Origin of the sequence: Pseudocitrobacter faecalis (assembly GCF_965231525.1) — a bacterium.
Taxonomy (GTDB): Bacteria; Pseudomonadota; Gammaproteobacteria; order Enterobacterales; family Enterobacteriaceae; genus Pseudocitrobacter; species Pseudocitrobacter faecalis.
The window spans coordinates 1,391,138-1,408,771 of the sequence record NZ_CBDDNJ010000002.1 but is presented as its reverse complement, the minus strand read 5'-3'; the positions used below and the strand labels follow the sequence as shown (position 1 = coordinate 1,408,771).

Genomic DNA, 17,634 nt, shown 5'->3' with positions numbered 1-17,634 from the left:
TACGGGTTACACATACCATACATTTTGCATACACAAATTCAACATTTCGCTACGAATAAAAGCACTCGCAGAGAATCATTTTGCCGCTTACTATATCCCGCCTTGGTGTTTTCCCGTGAGAAATTATGCGTATCAAACAGCTGTTACCGCTAATCGGTGCATTATTTGCGCTCTACATCATCTGGGGTTCGACCTACTTCGCCATCAGCATCGGCGTTGCCAGTTGGCCACCGTTGATGATGGCAGGTGTGCGTTTTCTTTCGGCGGGAATTTTGCTGCTGAGTTATCTGCTGTTAACCGGCCATCGTCTGCCGGCCTGGCGCCCATTACTGAACGCCGCGTTAATTGGCGTGCTGCTACTATCGGTGGGTAACGGCATGGTGACCGTTGCCGAACACCAGAATGTGCCTTCCGGTATTGCCGCCGTGATGGTGGCGACGGTGCCGCTGTTTACGCTCTGCTTCAGCCGCTTTTTTGGTATTGCGACGCGTAAACTCGAATGGCTGGGTATCGCCATCGGTCTTGGTGGAATTATTCTTCTTAACAGCGGCGGCAACCTCAGCGGTAATCCGTGGGGCGCGGTACTGATTTTGATTGGTTCGATGAGCTGGGCTTTCGGTTCCGTCTACGGTTCGCGCATCGAATTGCCCGTCGGCATGATGGCCGGCGCGGTTGAAATGCTGGCGGCAGGTATCGTGCTGATGAGCGCTTCCCTGCTGACGGGTGAGCGTCTGAGCACAATGCCCGATACCTCAGGTTTGCTGGCGGTGGCGTACCTGGCCGTTTTCGGATCCATCATTGCCATTAATGCCTATATGTTTTTAATCCGCAACGTCTCGCCGGCGGTGGCCACCAGCTACGCCTATGTTAACCCGGTGGTGGCTGTACTGCTGGGTACTGGGTTTAACGGCGAGCGTTTGTCGGGCGTCGAGTGGCTGGCGCTGGTGATCATTATCGCCGCCGTGGTGCTGGTGACGTTAGGGAAGTATCTGGTCGGGGCGAGAAGCAGCGTTACGTCTTGTCAGGAAGAGAAGTAACCATCAGTTGCGACATCCCCTGAGTGCCGATCTGCGCGCTGCCTTCACCGCCGCAGATCCACTCCTCCAGCCGTTCTTTCAGGTCGTTATCCGCCAGTTTTTCCCGCCCGCGCAGGGCGCATTCCCAGATAATCAATACCCGCCAGCCCAGTTGATGCAGCCGGGCAACATCGCGCCTGTCGCGCGCCACATTGCTGGCGATTTTTGTCAACCAGAACTCCGTGCGCGTGGCGGGGACTTTAAAGAGATAGCAGTCATGGTGATGCCAGAAACAGCCGTGTGTAAAGATGATGCAGCGGTATTCGTCGAGGGCAAAGTCGGGACGCCCAGGCAGGTTTTTTTGCTGGGCCGTCCAGGCGAAGCCGCACTCGGTAAGTAACGCGGCGACACGTTGTTCAATCGCCGTGTCGCGCGTACCGATTGCCCGCATGTTTTTGCTGCGGGTGGCTTTATCGTGAACGTCCGCCACTTTTCTCTCGCATTGCAACGGCCTGCAGAATGCGCGAACGCAGCAAACGCGCCACAGCGGCAAAAACCGGCACCACAACTGAATTGCCAAACTGGCGATATGCCTGGGTATCGGAAACCGGGATGCGGAACTGATGTTTCTGGGGTTGTTCAAAGCCCATCAGGCGAGCGCATTCCCGTGGCGTTAAGCGGCGCGGACGATGTTTCTGATTTTGCGGATCGTCAAAATCTTTCTCACCCAGTGCCTTATCCCAGCCGCGATCGATGAGGATCTCCGCACCATCTTTGTAATAACGTGCGGAAAGCGTACGCGCCACGCTGCCGGGACGCGTCGGGTCAACCATGCCATAACCAAAACCGTTGCCTTTTGCCTGATGCTTTCGCGCGTAACGGTAGAGATATTTCCACAGTACGGGGGTCAGAATGAATTTCTCATCCACTATGGGATCCAGCAGCTCACCAAACTCTGGCCGCCGCGCCGGGTAGTAGTGAGGAATATCACGCAGGGTAAAGCCTTTATGCAGCCCAAGATCGCGGCGGAAACCCACCAGCACGATACGCTCGCGGTGCTGCGGTAAAAAGTGCTGACCATCGATAATTTTCGGGTCGTCAGCGCCCATATCCGCCGCATCAGAGACCTCGTATCCCAGTTCATCCAGCGTTTGCATAATGATGCGGAAGGTTTTCCCGCCGTCGTGGCTTTTGAGGTTCTTGACGTTCTCCAGCACAAAGATGGGCGGGCGACGCGCATCGATGATGCGCACCACGTCAAAAAACAGTGTGCCCTGTGTATCGCAGGCAAAACCGTGTGCCCGGCCCAGCGCATTTTTCTTGGATACGCCCGCCAGAGAAAAAGGCTGGCACGGAAAGCCCGCGAGCAACACATCGTGCTGGGGAATATGTTGCTGAATATGCGCCCGGGCTTCGCTGTCGCTCACATCAGGGTGATGACTTAAGGTGATATCACGGATGTCGGCATTGAACTGATGCTCGTTTGGGTCGCAGTACCAGTTAGCTTTATAGGTACGCACCGCATGTTTGTTCCATTCACTGGTAAACACGCACTTCCCGCCAATGGCTTCAAACCCGTTTCGAATACCGCCGATACCGGCAAACAGATCAACAAACCGAAATGCGTAATCAGGATGATGTGCGGGAGGTTTAGGTAATAAAGCCGCCAGCTGGGTAACTTCATTTTCACTCAACCGCGTATTGGCACGCGCTAGCGTCACGACCCGTTTAACGATAGCCGGGCTCCAGTGCTGCTCACCCACCGAATTTAGCTGCGCCACGACAGTTTTCAGATCGTAAATTTCCAGCACATGTTCAAGCAGTGCCTGGGCATCGGTTTCAACCGCCCGATGCGGGGCCGCACTCAGTGACTCACTCTGTTGCATAGATTCAACCAGACCAGACAAATAAGCGTGAGATTACCATACTTTGCGGCAGGAAATTCATTCTGACGGCGCAAATCGCCGTACGACGGCCTCATCCAGCCCCTGCGGGTCACCGCGAAGCTCAGCGCTCAGTTTGGCCAAAAATTGCACCAGATAATCCGCGTTATGCTGTGCAAGCATGCGCCCCTTCGCCGTTTGCATGGTTTGCGGCAAACGTAACAGCTTGGTCTGGAAGTGATCCAGCGCCCAACGTTTATCGTCTAACGGGCGAGAATCGGCAAAAGGATCGTCTGCATCAAACAACGGCGTGTTCATGGCCCCCGACACGGCAAAGACACGTGCGAGGCCGATTGCGCCCAACGCTTCAAGACGATCGGCATCCTGCACGATTTTCGCTTCCAGCGTCCGTGGCGTTATCTGTGCGCTAAAACTGTGCGCTTCAATGGCGTGTGCCAGCGCGGGAAAGTGCTCGTTCGGGAAGTCAGGAAAATCCTGGCGCAGTATGACCTGCGCACGTTCGGCGGATAACCGAGACGCGCGAGAACGATCGGGATGATTTTTAGCAAGGCTGATAATGTCGTGAAAATAGCAGGCCGTGAGCAGCACCAGTAAGTTGACCGGTTCGTCTGCGGCAATGTGTCTGGCGCTGTGCCAGACCCGGCGGAAATGGGAAATATCGTGGGCGGCATCGCCGCAAGAATAGTGTTGCGTGAACCACTCTTCAAAACGCGCTTGCCAGGCATCGATTGTCATACGTGGGCTCTTCATCCTTTTAAAAGACCACGAGCATAACAAGTTTCGCTTAATGCATCAGTCCTGAATCTGGCGAGGACGGGTATACCAGGCAATGCCGCCGAGGATCAGCCCAACAAGACCCAGCACGATAAAACCGACAAGCGCACCAAGTAGTTTGCCGGATGTTGAGGCGATTTCGCCATCCAGCGTCGCACCAGGAATCGTTTCTACCTCGCTAATCACCCAAAAGTAGCGCACCATCGCCCAGACAAAATAACCGCAGAACGCATAAAAAACCCATAACGCCAGCTTACCGCCAGGGCCACGCGTCATTGTTTCTTCCATATAACACTCTCATTTAGCGAGGAAAATCGTTGTTACTGAAATTCCACTTAAGGCATAAGTGTGATTTCTGTCACATTATAGCGACTCTTTGCAGGCAGAGTAGTAGGGGGCGCTTCTGCCGGCGCGCAAAATGCCGATCGTTTGATCTTCGGCAATTTTGGTTGCTCAAAAAAGTTTTACAGACACGCGTTCCGTGGCGTAGTAACGTGTTGAGAAAAATAATTATATTATATGTAAATAGTATTTATATTTATCTTTGTGATAATCAACGCTCCGTTTTCAGACTTTCTTTTTCATCTGGTTCATGTAACTATAATTCCGTTATTAGCCTTTTGTTGTTTAACACTGCACTCGTTAATTTTTTCATCTAAAGCAGGCCCGATAAACTTTTTTATCGGGCTTTTTTTTGAATACCCTCTCCTGCTGCTCAGCAAAAACATATAACAAGCATAAATACCAAACAAAGAACATCACACATTTATCAATAAAATCACCATGTTAAATAATCAACGCAAATACATGAAAGCTTTAGTATACACATCAAAAATAATGGAAACATTTAGCAATATTTAATATAAACCCGTTACATTTTTAGCGTAAAATAAAATGAACTCTATAGATAATATCGCCATTGCAATGCCGACACATCTAAAAGCATTCATAAACATTATTATTTAAAGGAAATAAATAATGAAAAGAAAAGTATTGGCAATTATTGTCCCGGCTTTATTAGTGGCTGGTGCAGCAAATGCGGCGGAAATTTATAATAAAGACGGAAACAAACTGGATCTCTACGGGAAAGTCGATGCTCGTCATACTTTCTCTGACAATCCGGGTGATGATGGTGATGAAACCATCGTTGAACTGGGCTTCAAAGGTGAAACGCAGATCACCGACGAACTGACTGGCTTTGGTAACGCGCTGATGAAAGTTCAGGCGAACGATACCGAAGGCAGCGACAACATGTACGCAAAACTGGCTTTTGCCGGTCTGCGCTATGCCGATGCAGGTTCCTTTGACTACGGTCGTAACTACGGCGTTGTGTACGACGTAGAAGCGTGGACCGATATGCTGCCTGTTTTCGGTGGCGACTCCTATACCTGGACCGATAACTTCATGACCGGCCGTGCAAACGGTGTAGCAACCTACCGTAATACCGACTTCTTCGGTCTGGTAGAAGGCTGGAACTTCGCGCTGCAATATCAGGGCAATAACGAAGGCGATAACTCTAACGAAGATCAGCCCGCTATTCAGGAAGGCACCAAAAACGGTCATGAAGACTACCGCTTCCAGAACGGTGACGGTTTCGGTATGTCCACGACCTATGATTTCGGCGACATGCTGGAAGGCCTGAGCGTTGGTGCGGCATTCTCTTCTTCTGACCGTACCAATAAACAAGTTATTGCTGGCGGCATCGACAACCGCTACAGCAAAAACGCAGGTGGCTCTGAAGCGGAAGCCTGGACCGTTGGTCTGAAATACGATGCCAACGACGTTTACCTGGCGATGATGTACGCGGAAACCCGCAACATGACGCCATATGGTGACTACGGCATCGCCAACAAAACTCAGAACTTTGAAGCGGTTGCGCAGTACCAGTTCGACTTTGGTCTGCGTCCATCCTTAGCGTGGGTATACTCTAAAGGTAAAGACCTGGGCGGTAACGACTATCACAACGAAGTGACTTACCACGACAAAGCGCTGGTGAACTACATTTCTGTTGCGGCGACTTACTACTTCAACAAAAACATGTCTGCCTATGTTGATTACAAAATCAACATGCTGGATAACGACGCTCGCTTCTACAAAGACAACGGTATCTCTACCGATGACGTGGTGGGTGTAGGCTTGATCTATCAGTTCTAATCTCTACAGATCATAAAGCCCGCATAGCGGGCTTTATGCCTGATGCGCTACACTTATCAGGCCTACAGGGTTTCTGCAACATCATGAATTTGTACGATTGTAGGCCGGATAAGGCGTTTACGCCGCATCCGGCATTAACAAAGCGCACGTTGTCAGCAACCTGAAAGCCCGCATAGCGGGCTTTATGCCTGATGCGCTACACTTATCAGGCCTACAGGGTTTCTGCAACATCATGAATTTGTACGATTGTAGGCCGGATAAGGCGTTTACGCCGCATCCGGCATTAACAAAGCGCACGTTGTCAGCAACCTAAAAGCCCGCATAGCGGGCTTTATGCCTGATGCGCTACGCTTATCAGGCCTACAGGGTTTCTGCAACATCATGAATTTGTACGATTGTAGGCCGGATAAGGCGTTTAAGCCGCATCCGGCATTAACAAAGCGCACGTTGTCAGCAATCTGAAAGCCCGCATAGCGGGCTTTTTTCGTTTTTAAATCCAGCAACGACTATGGCGCTTCCTGCAATGCCACTCGCACAAAACCATTATTCTGCGCCAGTAACGCGTTGGCATCATTAGCTTCCATTCCGGTGAGCACCATCAGGATCGCAGTTTTACAATGATGATCGCAGCGTTCGAGTGCGGCTTTCGCCACAGCGCGCGAACAACTTCCCGCTTCCATCACAATCGCAATCTGCCGTTCGCACCACTGGGTGGTGTCCCCTTGCAGATCCACACGCAAATTGCTGTAAACCCGACCGCTGCGAATCGCCAGCCCGGTGGTCAGCATATTCAGAACCAGCTTCTGCGCGGCGTTGGCTTTAGGATTACCGTAGCCCGCAACGACTTCCGCCCCGGTTTGCGGCGCGATAACCAGCGACGCCAGCTGCGCGGCTTCGCTTTGCGGATTGCGCGTCAGCACGGCAACCGGCGCGCCCAGCGACCACGCGTGGCGCATGGCACCCCACACCCATGGCGTCTTGCCACCGACGGTCAGGCCCACCAGCATATCTTTTTCATTAAAGCCAATCGCCTGGAGATCCAGCACTCCACGATCGTAATCGTAGGCGGCATCGCTTTTTTCATTCAGCATCGCCTGCGGCCCGCCCGCGATAAGCCCGACAACCGGGCCGTGGCCCTGCGGGGTAAACTCACTGGCAGCCAGCATCCCGGCGCGCCCCGACGCCCCTGCTCCAACTATCACTAAACGCCCACCGCGGCTTAGCGCCGCCGCAGCTTGATCCACTAAACGGGTAATTTCATCCAGACAAGGCGTGATGGCATCGGCAATACGTTTATCTTCCTGGTTGATAACGTTAAGCATGTCCTCGGTGGACAATCTGTCGATATCGGCGGTAACAGCACTGCGTCGTTCCATGACTGCATCGGTAAGCTTAATGCTCATAAACTGCCTCCTTATTATGAGTTGCCTCTCAATATAAAGTGTTTCATATGGATAGCCTGAGAGTGGCGTCACAAAGAGACGTTTGTTTTACTAAGGGTCACGCCGCTTTAAGAAATCGGGCTTATCAGCGATAATGCTTGTTTATTATTGATGACAGGGATTCCGATGCACGATTTTCAGCAGCCTCAACGCGCGACAAAACGCCCGATGAAGCTCAGCACGCTGGTCACCTTAATGGTCTGCGGTGTCATCGGTGCCGTCCTGCTGGTTATCTACACGTTTTATCTTGCGCAAATCGCCAAAGCCACGCGCACGGGGTTGCAGGACACCGCCTTCGCTATCGCGCGCACACTTGCCGATTCGCCGGAAATTAAACGCGGACTCACTTCCCCCTCTTACAGCGATATTATTCAACCGATTTCAACCGCCGTGGAACAACGTAACCATTTGCTTTATGCGGTGGTCACCGATATGCATGGCATCCGCTACTCACACCCCGATCCCCGTCGCGTTGGCCAGCGCTTTATCGGAGAAGATTTACAGCCCGCCCTGCTCGGCCAGGAAAACGTTTCGGTGAACCACGGCGTTCTGGAAGAAGCGCTTCGCGTCTTTACGCCCATTTATGACGCACAGCGCCGACAAATTGGCGTGGTGATTGTCGGCATCTCCATGAACGATGTTCAGGCGCAAATCAATGCCAGCCGCTGGAACGCCATTTGGTTTGTGCTTTTCAGCGCCATTATTGGCAGTTTCGGAACCTGGGTGCTGGTTCGGGTGCTAAAAAATATTCTTTTCGGGCTTGAGCCCTACGAGATTTCTACGCTATTCGAACAGCGTCAGGCAATGCTGCAATCGCTCAAAGAAGGGGTGATTGCCGTCGACAGCCTCGGCAACGTGACGCTAATTAACCATACTGCGCGGCAAATTCTGCTTTCTGCCAACAATCGCCAGCCGGGAGAACCGCCGCATGCGCCGTTGCAGGGAAACCTGCAACAAGTTCTGGCGACCGGGGTGGCGATTCCGGATCAAGAAGTGGGCTGCAATGGGCGCCTGTTACTCACCAACACCGTACCAGTACGCAGCCAAAACCGCGTGATTGGCGCGATCTGCACCTTCCGCGATAAAACCGAAGTCAGCCAACTGATGCAGCGCATGGATGGCATGGTTAACTATGTCGACGCTCTGCGTGCCCAGTCTCACGAATTTATGAATAAACTGCACGTGATCCTCGGGCTTTTGCACATCAAGCGCTATGACAAGCTGGAAGAGTATATTCTGCAAACCGCGCAAAATTATCAGACCGATATCGGCGAGATTCAGCATAAAATTAGATCACCGATAGTTGCCGGGTTCCTGCTCGGCAAAATCAATCGCGCGAAAGAAGCCGGGTTCACGCTGACGCTGGCCGAAGAGTCACGCGTACCGGACAACGCCAACGAGCAACAGGTCGCCGTGCTGGTCACCGTGCTGGGCAACCTGATTGAAAATGCGCTGGACGCCATGTCCGGCCAGCCAGAAGGCGAGATAAGCCTGCTGCTGCACTATCAAAATGGCTGGCTCTCCAGTGAAGTCAGTGATGACGGGCCAGGCATCGCCCCGGATAAAATTGATGCTATTTTTACCAAAGGTTTTTCGACGAAAGGCGAGAATCGCGGCGTCGGGCTCTTTCTGGCCCGTCAGCAAACTGAAAACCTCGGCGGCAGTATCGCCGTAGAATCAGAGCCGGGCGTCTTTACGCAATTTTTTGTACAAATCCCCTGGGACAGCGAGAGGAATGCCGAGTGATTAATGTGTTAATTGTTGATGATGATGCCATGGTGGCAGACCTTAACCGTCTTTACATCGAACGGGTTGATGGGTTTAGCTGCTGTGGCATCGCCTCAACCCTCAGCCAGGCTCGCGAGTTTATTGAAGAGAGTGTGCAGCCCATCGACCTGGTGCTGCTGGATGTTTATATGCAACAGGATAATGGGCTGGATCTGCTGCCGATCATTCGTGCATCGGGACGGGCCATCGACGTTATCATGATCTCTTCCGCTTCGGATGCAGAAACTATTCAAACATCGATGCATTATGGCGTGGTAGATTACCTGATCAAACCATTCCAGTTCCCACGCTTTGAAGAGGCGTTAACCGGCTGGCGCGAAAAAAAGCAGCTGATGGGCAGTCATAAATATTACGAACAGGCCGATGTCGATCGCCTGCTGCACGGCGGCGCACCGGAGCTTGCCGACACCAAACGTCTGCCGAAGGGCTTAACGCCGCAGACGCTGCGCACCATTTGCCAGTGGATTGACGCACATCCGGAAAGCGAGTTTTCCACCGACGACCTGGCGAATGCGGTGAATATTTCCCGCGTATCATGCCGTAAATATCTGATTTGGCTGGCACAAATAAATATTCTGTTTACCAGCATTCACTACGGCGCAACCGGACGCCCGGTGTATCGCTATCACCTGCTGCCGGAACAGTACGGCCTGCTTAAGCAGTACGCACAGTAAGCCGGTAATCGTCATCAAGCAGCGTAAACCGGTAATGTCTGGCCGAGGAGAGAATGATCTCCCGCTGTTTGGTGACAAATATCGCTTCAATGTCCGGGCGTTTGCGCAGCGCTGCAACCCCCTTCTCAACGCCCATTCCATAAATCAGCGTGGTCCAGATATCACAGTCGAGGGATTCGCTGGCGATAATGGTGACGCTGTCGAGCTCATTATCCAGCGGATACCCGGTTCGCGGGTCAAGAATGTGGTGATAGCGGCGTCCGTCCAGCTCAAAAAAGCGCTCGTATACGCCGGAAGTCACCACCGATTTATTCACCACTTCAATGGCTCCGAGCAATGCATTGCCATGCGCAAAGGGCTTTTTCAGGCCAATCGACCAACCGCCCTCTGGCGAGCCCAGCGTTTGTACATTGCCACCAAGATTTATCAGCCCCAGCGTTACGCCCTGTTTGCGCAAAAAGTCGCGCACACGGTCAGCGATGTACCCTTTTGCAATTGCGCCTAAATCAATTTCCATACCGGGACGCGTCAAAAACACGCTGCTTTGGGTATCATCCAGCAGCACATTATGTGCATCGGTCAGCGTCAGTAACTGCGCAATATCATCAGCGGGTGGCACACTGTCGCCCTTAAAACCGATTTTCCAGCGTTTCACCAGTGGGCCAATCGCCAGATTAAACGCCCCGCCTGGCACCAGACTCGCGGCTTTGGCACATTTGATAAGCTCAAAAACCGGGCGGCTGACGCTGACGGGGTGTAATCCTGCGGCGTGATTGATATCCATTACCTGCGACTGCGCGCGGTTAACGGTAAGGAGATCTTCGTATTGCTTGATGAGGTGAAAAACGCGGGAGGCGAGCGGTTCGTTGTGTTCGAAGAGCTTGAGCAGAATGGGCGAGCCCATCAGGACTGCGGAATAACTGTACACGCGTGCATCGTCTGACATTCCAGCCTCCTTTCACAAAAGAGAACCCGGTAGCCAGGGCTACCGGGGTTTCATGGGCGGCTAGCTGCGTTTTGCGCGCATCGCAGCCTGATGACCGGCGAGTGTACCAAAGATAATGATATCGGCGACAGCGTTACCGCCGATACGGTTACCACCGTGGATACCGCCAACCACTTCACCCGCGGCATATGCGCCGGCTATAACCTTGTGCTCTTTATCCAGCACGCAGGTCTCAGTGTTGATGGTCACGCCACCCATGGTGTGGTGCACGCCCGGCGCAATCTGAATTGCATGGAACGGGCCTTCATTGATCGGTGCGCGCAGCGCGGTAGTACGACCAAAGTCATCATCGTGCTGTTTTTCCACAAAACCGTTGTAGCGTTCCAGGGTCGCCAGGAAAGCGTCTTCATTGAGCCCCAGTTTTTTCGCCAGATCGCGCGGTGAGCTGGCGCTGGTGACAAAGCCACGGCCAATGTACTCATCAGCGGCTTTGTTTTTCGTGCGAACGTGCTCATCAAACACGATATAGGCATATTTTTCTGGCAGCGCAATAATTTGCGCGGAGACTTTGTCACGGGTCTCCATTTCATTGAAGAAACGATTGCCCTGCTGATTCACCAGAATTGCCCCGCCACCGCGGATGGATTCGGAAATCAGGTACGATGTTTTTTGCTCAACGGTCGGGTGAATCTGAATTTCGCCCATATCCACCGTGCCTGCACCGATATTTTCCAGAAGCGAAATACCGCCACCGGTCGCGCCTTTGTGGTTGGTGGTCACGAAGCCGGCCAGATCCGGGCGATATTTCACTACCATCGCACTGTTGGCGCTGAAACCACCGGTCGCGACGATGATGCTTTTGGTTGCGACGGTCAGCGTTTCTTTCTCTTCGGTCAGCAGACGGACTGCGGAAACTTCACCGCCATCCATCACGATATCGACCACAGAAGTATCGAGCATGACATCAATATTTCGTTTGTTGACATTACGCACCAGGCCGCTGATAAGATAGCCGCCCACCGCCGATCCGTCGCGCGGACGGTGAGTACGGTCGATGCTCATCCCACCGGTGGTGGTGATGTCGTTCAGCATAATGCCGCGTGTTGCCAGCCATTCAATCGCTTCAGGTGCGTTTTCCACAAAGCGACGCAGCAGTTCCGGGTTATTCTTGTTTTTCCCGCCTTTCAGGGTTTCCTGGTAGAACAGCTCTTTGCTGTCCTGGATCCCTTTCACGCGCTGGAAGCGGGTTTCCGCTGCGTTCATCCCGGCAGACGCTTTAATGGTGTTCCCGCCGATGGTCGGCATTTTCTCGACAATCAGCACGCTTGCGCCTTCGTCATGCGCCTGAATCGCCGCAGCCAGACCCGCGCCGCCACTCCCCACAACCACCACGTCGTAGCTTTTCGCTTCTTCAACGTTACCGCCCTCTTCGGCTACTCGCGCTTTGCTCGATTTCAGCATCGCTTTAGAGACGGCTTTTTTCACGGCTTCACTCTGGCTGGTTGCACCGGAGATAGCATCAACGTGCGGGGTGTTAGCATCGAGAATACGGGTACGAATTTCTTCAAAACTGGTGGTGAATTCCACACTCTGATCCGGCGCGCTCGCCAGCTCAATATCGGCGATACGGTCTGTATCCAGGCTGACATTGATAACCAGTTCGTTGGTGTCGTCCATCACGGTTTCCACAAAGGTACCCGCTTTGAATTTGGACTCGCCCATGCTCATGTCGCGGATCATCGCTTCGACCAGGAAGAAACGCCACAGCGGTTCTGGAATACACAGAGCTTCACGCTGGGTGCTATCGATAAACAGCTCGGGCGCTTCGTCACGCGCAATGCGGTCTGTCCAGTCCGGATAGGCGATACAGGCGCGACCCACGGCAACCAGGTCGTAACCATTATCCAGCGCGGTATCCACATCCGCTCCATTTACGACACCGCCCACACCCATTACCGGAACCTGAGCCAGTGTTTCAGAACGCATCGCGACATATTTTTGAATCAGCGGCGTCGGATCGTTGGTTTCGACGATAGAAGGACGCAGCGTAGCACCGACGGAGAAGTGCAGGTAATCGACGCCGCGCTCTGCCAGTTTTTCCAGCAGATACATGGTGTCGTCAAAGCGGATACCGGGGACTTCCATCTCTTCCGGTGAGAAGCGATAGCCGATAATGAACGAATCATCAGCATACTGGCGCACCATTTTATGGGTGATATCCAGTACCGCCAGCGGGAATTTTGCGCGATTGTCGCGGCTACCGCCCCACTCATCGTCACGCTGGTTGGAGTTCGGCGAATAGAATTGTTGAATCAAATAAGTGTTGGCGCCGTGAATTTCCACGCCGTCGAAACCGGCCTGGATGGCACGACGTACCGCATCGCCGAATTTACCGACCATGCCATACACTTCTTCCGTGGTCAGCGCGACCGGTTTGGCAGCACCATCACGCGGCGCAGCTACAGCACTTGGGCCAACCGGTGTACGTCCGCCAATCAGCTTCGGATCGACCATACGGCCACCGTGGTAGATCTGCAGCAGCGCTTTAGAACCTTTAGATTTGATCGCTTCGGCAATTTTCGCCAGGCCGGCGATTTTGTCGTCGTTGTCGATACCCAGCGCGCCCGGGAAGGCAAGGCCGAGATCGTCAACAAAGCAGCACTCGACGATGATAGTACCGATGCTGCCGGAACGGGCGCGATAGTACTCAATCAGCTCGCTGCTGACTGAACCGTCGTAATACCCCGAACAAGTGGTCATCGGAGCCATAAACAAACGGTTTTTAATTTCAGTTCCGTTCGGTAAGGTGAATGCCTCAAGTATGCGATGGTTTGTGTTCATCATATAAAAACTCCAAACTTTAAAAATTGAAATCTGCGAATTCTGAATCGGTGTGTATTTGAGTTATTTTTTCTTGCCGATATTGATGCTACTAATATAATGGTATTTTTAGTTACTAAAGTAATTACGTTAGTTAAAAAACTAATTAAGCGCCGCTATAACACCAGTACCTCCATAGTGTTATTAATAAAAAATATTTCGTTCACAATTATTTAAATAATTATTACTTTTTTGCTACCTCAGGAGGTATGATAAAAAGTACCAGTAAAATTACAAAAACCCATTAAAACCAATAAGATAGACAAAACGCGGCTTGTGTTCTATATTTAATATATACGCGCTGGTGTGAGCAATTGACGACCAATACCCTTATAGCTCAACAGGGTTATTCAAAAATAATAAAAAGCGCATTATCGTCCTGTTTTTTTGATCGAGATCAATTGCCTTATTCTTTAAAAGAGCATTAAATAAATATAAAGAATTCCTGATTTATCGCTGACAAAATAGCGCTAAATTTCCATGCCAGTAATACAAAAAGCCGTCTTTAATAATTAAATAAAGTAAAGAAACTAAAGAAAGCAAAAAGTTATTTCTGGCATAACCGAATTACTAACAACTTAAGACGCAAAACTATGAAAGAAAAAACCGCCGTAACGCCCCCCGTGGCGAGCAAGCCAAAAGACGGAAAGAAAAACCGTCTGATGATGATGGCACTGCCGATTATCGTCGCCGTGCTGTTGCTGTTTGTGCCGGTTCCTGACGGGCTGCCGCCGTATGCCTGGCACTACTTCGCAATCTTTGTCGGCGTCATCGTCGGCCTGATTTTCGAACCCCTGCCGGGTGCGGTCATCGGTCTGACGGGCGTCGTCGCCATCGCACTGTGCAGCCAATGGGTGCTTTTCAGCCCGGAACAGCTGGCCGATCCGAAATTCAAACTGGCAGGTGCGTCCTTCAAATGGGCGGTGAGCGGCTTCGGTAACTCAACCGTTTGGCTGATTTTCGGTGCCTTTATGTTTGCCGCCGGTTATGACAAAACCCGTTTCGGTCGCCGCCTGGCGCTGATCCTGGTGAAATATCTGGGTCGTCGCAGTCTGACGCTCGGTTATGCCATTACCTTTGCCGACCTGCTGCTGGCCCCGTTCACCCCGTCTAACACCGCACGTAGCGGCGGGACAATCTACCCGATTATTGCCAACCTGCCGCCGCTGTACGGTTCAAAACCGAACGACCCAAGCGCGCGTAAAATCGGTTCTTACCTGATGTGGGTAGCGATCACCGCCGCGTGTATCACCAGTTCCATGTTCCTGTCCGCCCTGGCACCGAACCTGCTGGCGCTGGCGCTGGTAAAAAGCATCCTCGGGATCACCATCTCTTGGGGCACCTGGTTCATCGCCTTCCTGCCGCTGGGGATCCTGCTAATTCTGACCATGCCGCTGCTGGCTTACTGGTTCTATCCGCCGGAAGTGAAAGTGAACGACGAAGTGCCGCTGTGGGCGAGTCGTGAACTGGAAAAACTGGGTAAACTGTCACGTAACGAAATTCTGCTGCTGGTCTTCGTATGCTGTGCACTGCTGATGTGGATCTTCGCTGCGGCGTGGATTGAACCGGCAATGGCTGCGCTGTTAATCGTCGGCCTGATGCTGTGGACAGGCGTGCTGGAGTGGAACGATATCACCGGCAACAAAGCCGCATGGAACACCTTTGTGTGGTTCGCAACATTGGTAGCACTGGCCGACGGCCTCTCCTCGACAGGCTTTATCAGCTGGCTGGGTAAAGAAGGCGGCCTGCTAATGAGCGGTATCTCTCCGGGCGTCGCGACTATCGTTCTGCTGCTGGCGTTCTACCTGTTGCACTATCTGTTTGCCAGTACCACCGCGCACACCACGGCGCTGCTGCCAGCGATGCTGACCATCGCCGCCACTATTCCGGGCATGAACATGGAAGTGTTCGTCCTGCTGATGGTGACTTCACTGGGTATCATGGGGATCATCACCCCGTACGGTACTGGCCCGAGCCCGATTTACTACGGGAGTGGCTACCTGCCGACCAAAGACTACTGGCGGTTAGGCACCATCTTCGGTGCCATCTTCCTGGCAGCCCTGCTGCTGATTGGTTACCCGTGGATGTCCATGATGTTCTGATTCTCAACCGCCGGAGGGTAACGTCCGGCGGTTTTATTTTATGGAGCAATAGCTATGTCGAATAAACCTTTTGTTTACCAGAACCCCTTCCCGCTTGGCAAAGATGACACCGAATACTATCTGCTGAGCCGCGAGCATGTTTCCGTTGCCGAATTTGAAGGCCAGGAAATTCTCAAAGTTGAGCCTGAGGCCCTGACGCTGCTGGCACAACAAGCCTTCCACGATGCCTCTTTCATGCTGCGCCCTTCTCATCAGAAACAGGTTGCCGCCATCCTGAATGACCCGCAAGCCAGCGAGAACGACAAATACGTCGCGCTGCAATTCCTGCGCAACTCGGAAATCGCTGCCAAAGGCGTGTTGCCGACCTGCCAGGATACCGGCACCGCGATCATCATGGGTAAAAAAGGCCAGCGCGTGTGGACCGGCGGCGGCGATGAAGCCGCTCTGGCGCGTGGTGTTTACACCACTTACACCGAAGATAACCTGCGCTACTCACAGAACGCCCCGCTGGATATGTACAACGAGGTGAACACCAAAACCAACCTGCCTGCGCAGATTGACCTCTACAGCGTTGACGGCGACGAGTATAAATTTCTGTGCGTCGCTAAAGGCGGCGGTTCAGCCAACAAAACCTATCTCTACCAGGAAACCAAAGCGCTGATCACCCCGGCGAAACTGAAAAACTATCTGGTTGAGAAAATGCGCACGCTGGGTACAGCGGCCTGCCCTCCGTATCACATTGCATTTGTGATTGGTGGTACCTCTGCTGAGAGCACGCTGAAAACCGTTAAGCTGGCGTCCACGCGTTACTATGACAGCCTGCCAACCGAAGGTAACGAGCACGGCCAGGCGTTCCGTGACGTTAAGCTGGAGCAAGAACTGTTACAGGAAGCGCAGAACCTGGGCCTCGGTGCGCAGTTCGGCGGGAAATATTTCGCCCATGATATCCGCGTGATCCGCCTGCCGCGTCACGGTGCATCCTGCCCGGTCGGTATGGGGGTTTCCTGCTCGGCTGACCGTAATATCAAAGCGAAGATCAACCGCGACGGTATCTGGATCGAGAAGATGGAGCACAATCCGGCGCAGTACATTCCGGAAGCGCTGCGTCAGCAAGGGGAAGGCAGTGCAATTGCAATCAATCTGAACCAGCCGATGAGTGAAATTCTGGCGCAGCTTTCCGCACACCCGGTCTCCACGCGTCTGTCGCTGAACGGAACCATTATCGTTGCCCGTGATATCGCGCACGCCAAACTGAAAGAGCTGATTGATAACGGTGAAGAGCTGCCGCAGTACGTGAAAGATCACCCAATCTACTACGCAGGCCCGGCTAAAACACCGGAAGGTTATGCATCCGGCTCTCTTGGCCCAACCACCGCAGGTCGAATGGACAGCTACGTGGATCTGTTGCAGTCTCACGGCGCAAGCAAGGTGATGCTGGCAAAAGGCAACCGCAGCCAGCAGGTCACCGATGCCTGTAAACAGCACGGTGGCTTCTACCTCGGCAGCATCGGCGGCCCGGCGGCGATTCTGGCGCAGGACAGCATTAAGAGTCTGGAATGCGTGGCGTATCCTGAACTGGGGATGGAAGCTATCTGGAAAATCGAAGTGGAAAACTTCCCGGCCTTTATCCTGGTGGATGATAAAGGGAATGACTTCTTCCAGCAGATCCAGAACAAACAGTGCTCAGGCTGTTCACAGCGTTAATCGCCTAAAAAAGCCTGATGCGCTACGCTTATCAGGCCTACAAGGTTTCTGCAATATCATGAACAAAGCCAGGCATCTGCCTGGCTTTTTGTTTGTCTCAATAAAACGATAATAGGATTCATTTGGCTGCAATACTTTTCGTTGACAGATCCCGCAAAGAAATCACCCCAGAAGCGAGCCTGAGTCTCAAGCTGGCGCGTCCATAGTGCAATGTTGGAAACTTTCATGTTTCACCTCTTTCTCGGATGTT

Annotated in this window: 13 protein-coding genes and 1 pseudogene; 6 read left to right on the top strand and 8 right to left on the bottom strand. The window is 52.6% G+C overall.

Annotated features, from left to right (window positions below; all coding sequences use genetic code 11):
• Nucleotides 1-125: 125 nt before the first annotated feature.
• Complete coding sequence (yedA, locus tag ACOXYR_RS07260) at nt 126-1,037, top strand: drug/metabolite exporter YedA (RefSeq protein ID WP_108475213.1); 912 nt, start codon at nt 126-128, stop codon at nt 1,035-1,037.
• Here yedA and ACOXYR_RS07255 read toward each other — a convergent pair.
• From ACOXYR_RS07255 to drpB, 4 genes are read right to left on the bottom strand one after another with little or no spacing between them, the layout of a single operon-like run.
• On the bottom strand, nt 1,012-1,506 hold the full coding sequence (locus ACOXYR_RS07255) for a very short patch repair endonuclease (RefSeq protein WP_407731235.1): 495 nt from the start codon (nt 1,504-1,506) through the stop codon (nt 1,012-1,014). The two genes, yedA and ACOXYR_RS07255, sit on opposite strands and share 26 nt — an antisense overlap.
• Nucleotides 1,487-2,902, bottom strand: coding sequence for a DNA cytosine methyltransferase (locus ACOXYR_RS07250; RefSeq protein ID WP_113857163.1), 1,416 nt, complete (start codon nt 2,900-2,902; stop codon nt 1,487-1,489). The genes ACOXYR_RS07255 and ACOXYR_RS07250 overlap by 20 nt, the downstream gene beginning before the upstream one ends.
• A 57-nt stretch (nt 2,903-2,959) precedes the next feature.
• Nucleotides 2,960-3,655 carry a phosphohydrolase gene (locus ACOXYR_RS07245; protein WP_421356678.1) on the bottom strand — a complete coding sequence of 232 codons (696 nt, stop codon included), beginning with the start codon at nt 3,653-3,655 and terminating at the stop codon, nt 2,960-2,962.
• Between the two features lie 57 nt (nt 3,656-3,712).
• Nucleotides 3,713-3,982, bottom strand: a complete 270-nt coding sequence (gene drpB, locus ACOXYR_RS07240) for a cell division protein DrpB (protein ID WP_108475209.1) — start codon at nt 3,980-3,982, stop codon at nt 3,713-3,715.
• A gap of 690 nt (nt 3,983-4,672) precedes the next feature.
• Between drpB and ompC the strand changes: the two genes are divergently transcribed.
• The gene (gene ompC, locus ACOXYR_RS07235) at nt 4,673-5,848 is read left to right on the top strand and encodes a porin OmpC (protein ID WP_421356679.1); all 1,176 of its coding nucleotides are present in this window, start codon (nt 4,673-4,675) and stop codon (nt 5,846-5,848) included.
• A gap of 506 nt (nt 5,849-6,354) precedes the next feature.
• Here ompC and ACOXYR_RS07230 read toward each other — a convergent pair.
• Nucleotides 6,355-7,251, bottom strand: a complete 897-nt coding sequence (locus ACOXYR_RS07230) for an N-acetylmuramic acid 6-phosphate etherase (protein ID WP_421356424.1) — start codon at nt 7,249-7,251, stop codon at nt 6,355-6,357.
• Nucleotides 7,252-7,416: 165 nt separating this feature from the next.
• Between ACOXYR_RS07230 and ACOXYR_RS07225 the strand changes: the two genes are divergently transcribed.
• Together ACOXYR_RS07225 and dcuR are read left to right on the top strand one after the other, a co-directional pair.
• Nucleotides 7,417-9,036, top strand: coding sequence for a sensor histidine kinase (locus tag ACOXYR_RS07225; protein ID WP_189622884.1), 1,620 nt, complete (start codon nt 7,417-7,419; stop codon nt 9,034-9,036).
• A complete protein-coding gene (dcuR, locus tag ACOXYR_RS07220; RefSeq protein WP_421356425.1) occupies nt 9,033-9,752 on the top strand; it encodes a two-component system response regulator DcuR in 720 nt (239 codons plus the stop codon). The genes ACOXYR_RS07225 and dcuR overlap by 4 nt, the downstream gene beginning before the upstream one ends.
• Here the strand turns inward: dcuR and ACOXYR_RS07215 are convergent.
• Nucleotides 9,733-10,698, bottom strand: a complete 966-nt coding sequence (locus ACOXYR_RS07215; protein ID WP_421356426.1) for an FAD:protein FMN transferase — start codon at nt 10,696-10,698, stop codon at nt 9,733-9,735. The two genes, dcuR and ACOXYR_RS07215, sit on opposite strands and share 20 nt — an antisense overlap.
• A gap of 60 nt (nt 10,699-10,758) precedes the next feature.
• Nucleotides 10,759-13,539, bottom strand: coding sequence for a flavocytochrome c (locus tag ACOXYR_RS07210; protein ID WP_421356437.1), 2,781 nt, complete (start codon nt 13,537-13,539; stop codon nt 10,759-10,761).
• A 632-nt stretch (nt 13,540-14,171) separates the two neighbouring features.
• Here ACOXYR_RS07210 and ACOXYR_RS07205 point away from each other — a divergent pair.
• Both ACOXYR_RS07205 and fumA read left to right on the top strand, forming a co-directional pair.
• Complete coding sequence (locus tag ACOXYR_RS07205; RefSeq protein WP_199538667.1) at nt 14,172-15,680, top strand: anion permease; 1,509 nt, start codon at nt 14,172-14,174, stop codon at nt 15,678-15,680.
• A gap of 54 nt (nt 15,681-15,734) precedes the next feature.
• Complete coding sequence (fumA, locus tag ACOXYR_RS07200) at nt 15,735-17,384, top strand: class I fumarate hydratase FumA (protein WP_421356427.1); 1,650 nt, start codon at nt 15,735-15,737, stop codon at nt 17,382-17,384.
• A gap of 113 nt (nt 17,385-17,497) precedes the next feature.
• Here fumA and ACOXYR_RS07195 read toward each other — a convergent pair.
• A pseudogene (locus ACOXYR_RS07195) lies at nt 17,498-17,611 on the bottom strand (glyoxalase/bleomycin resistance/extradiol dioxygenase family protein); the annotation flags it as partial.
• Nucleotides 17,612-17,634: the final 23 nt, after the last annotated feature.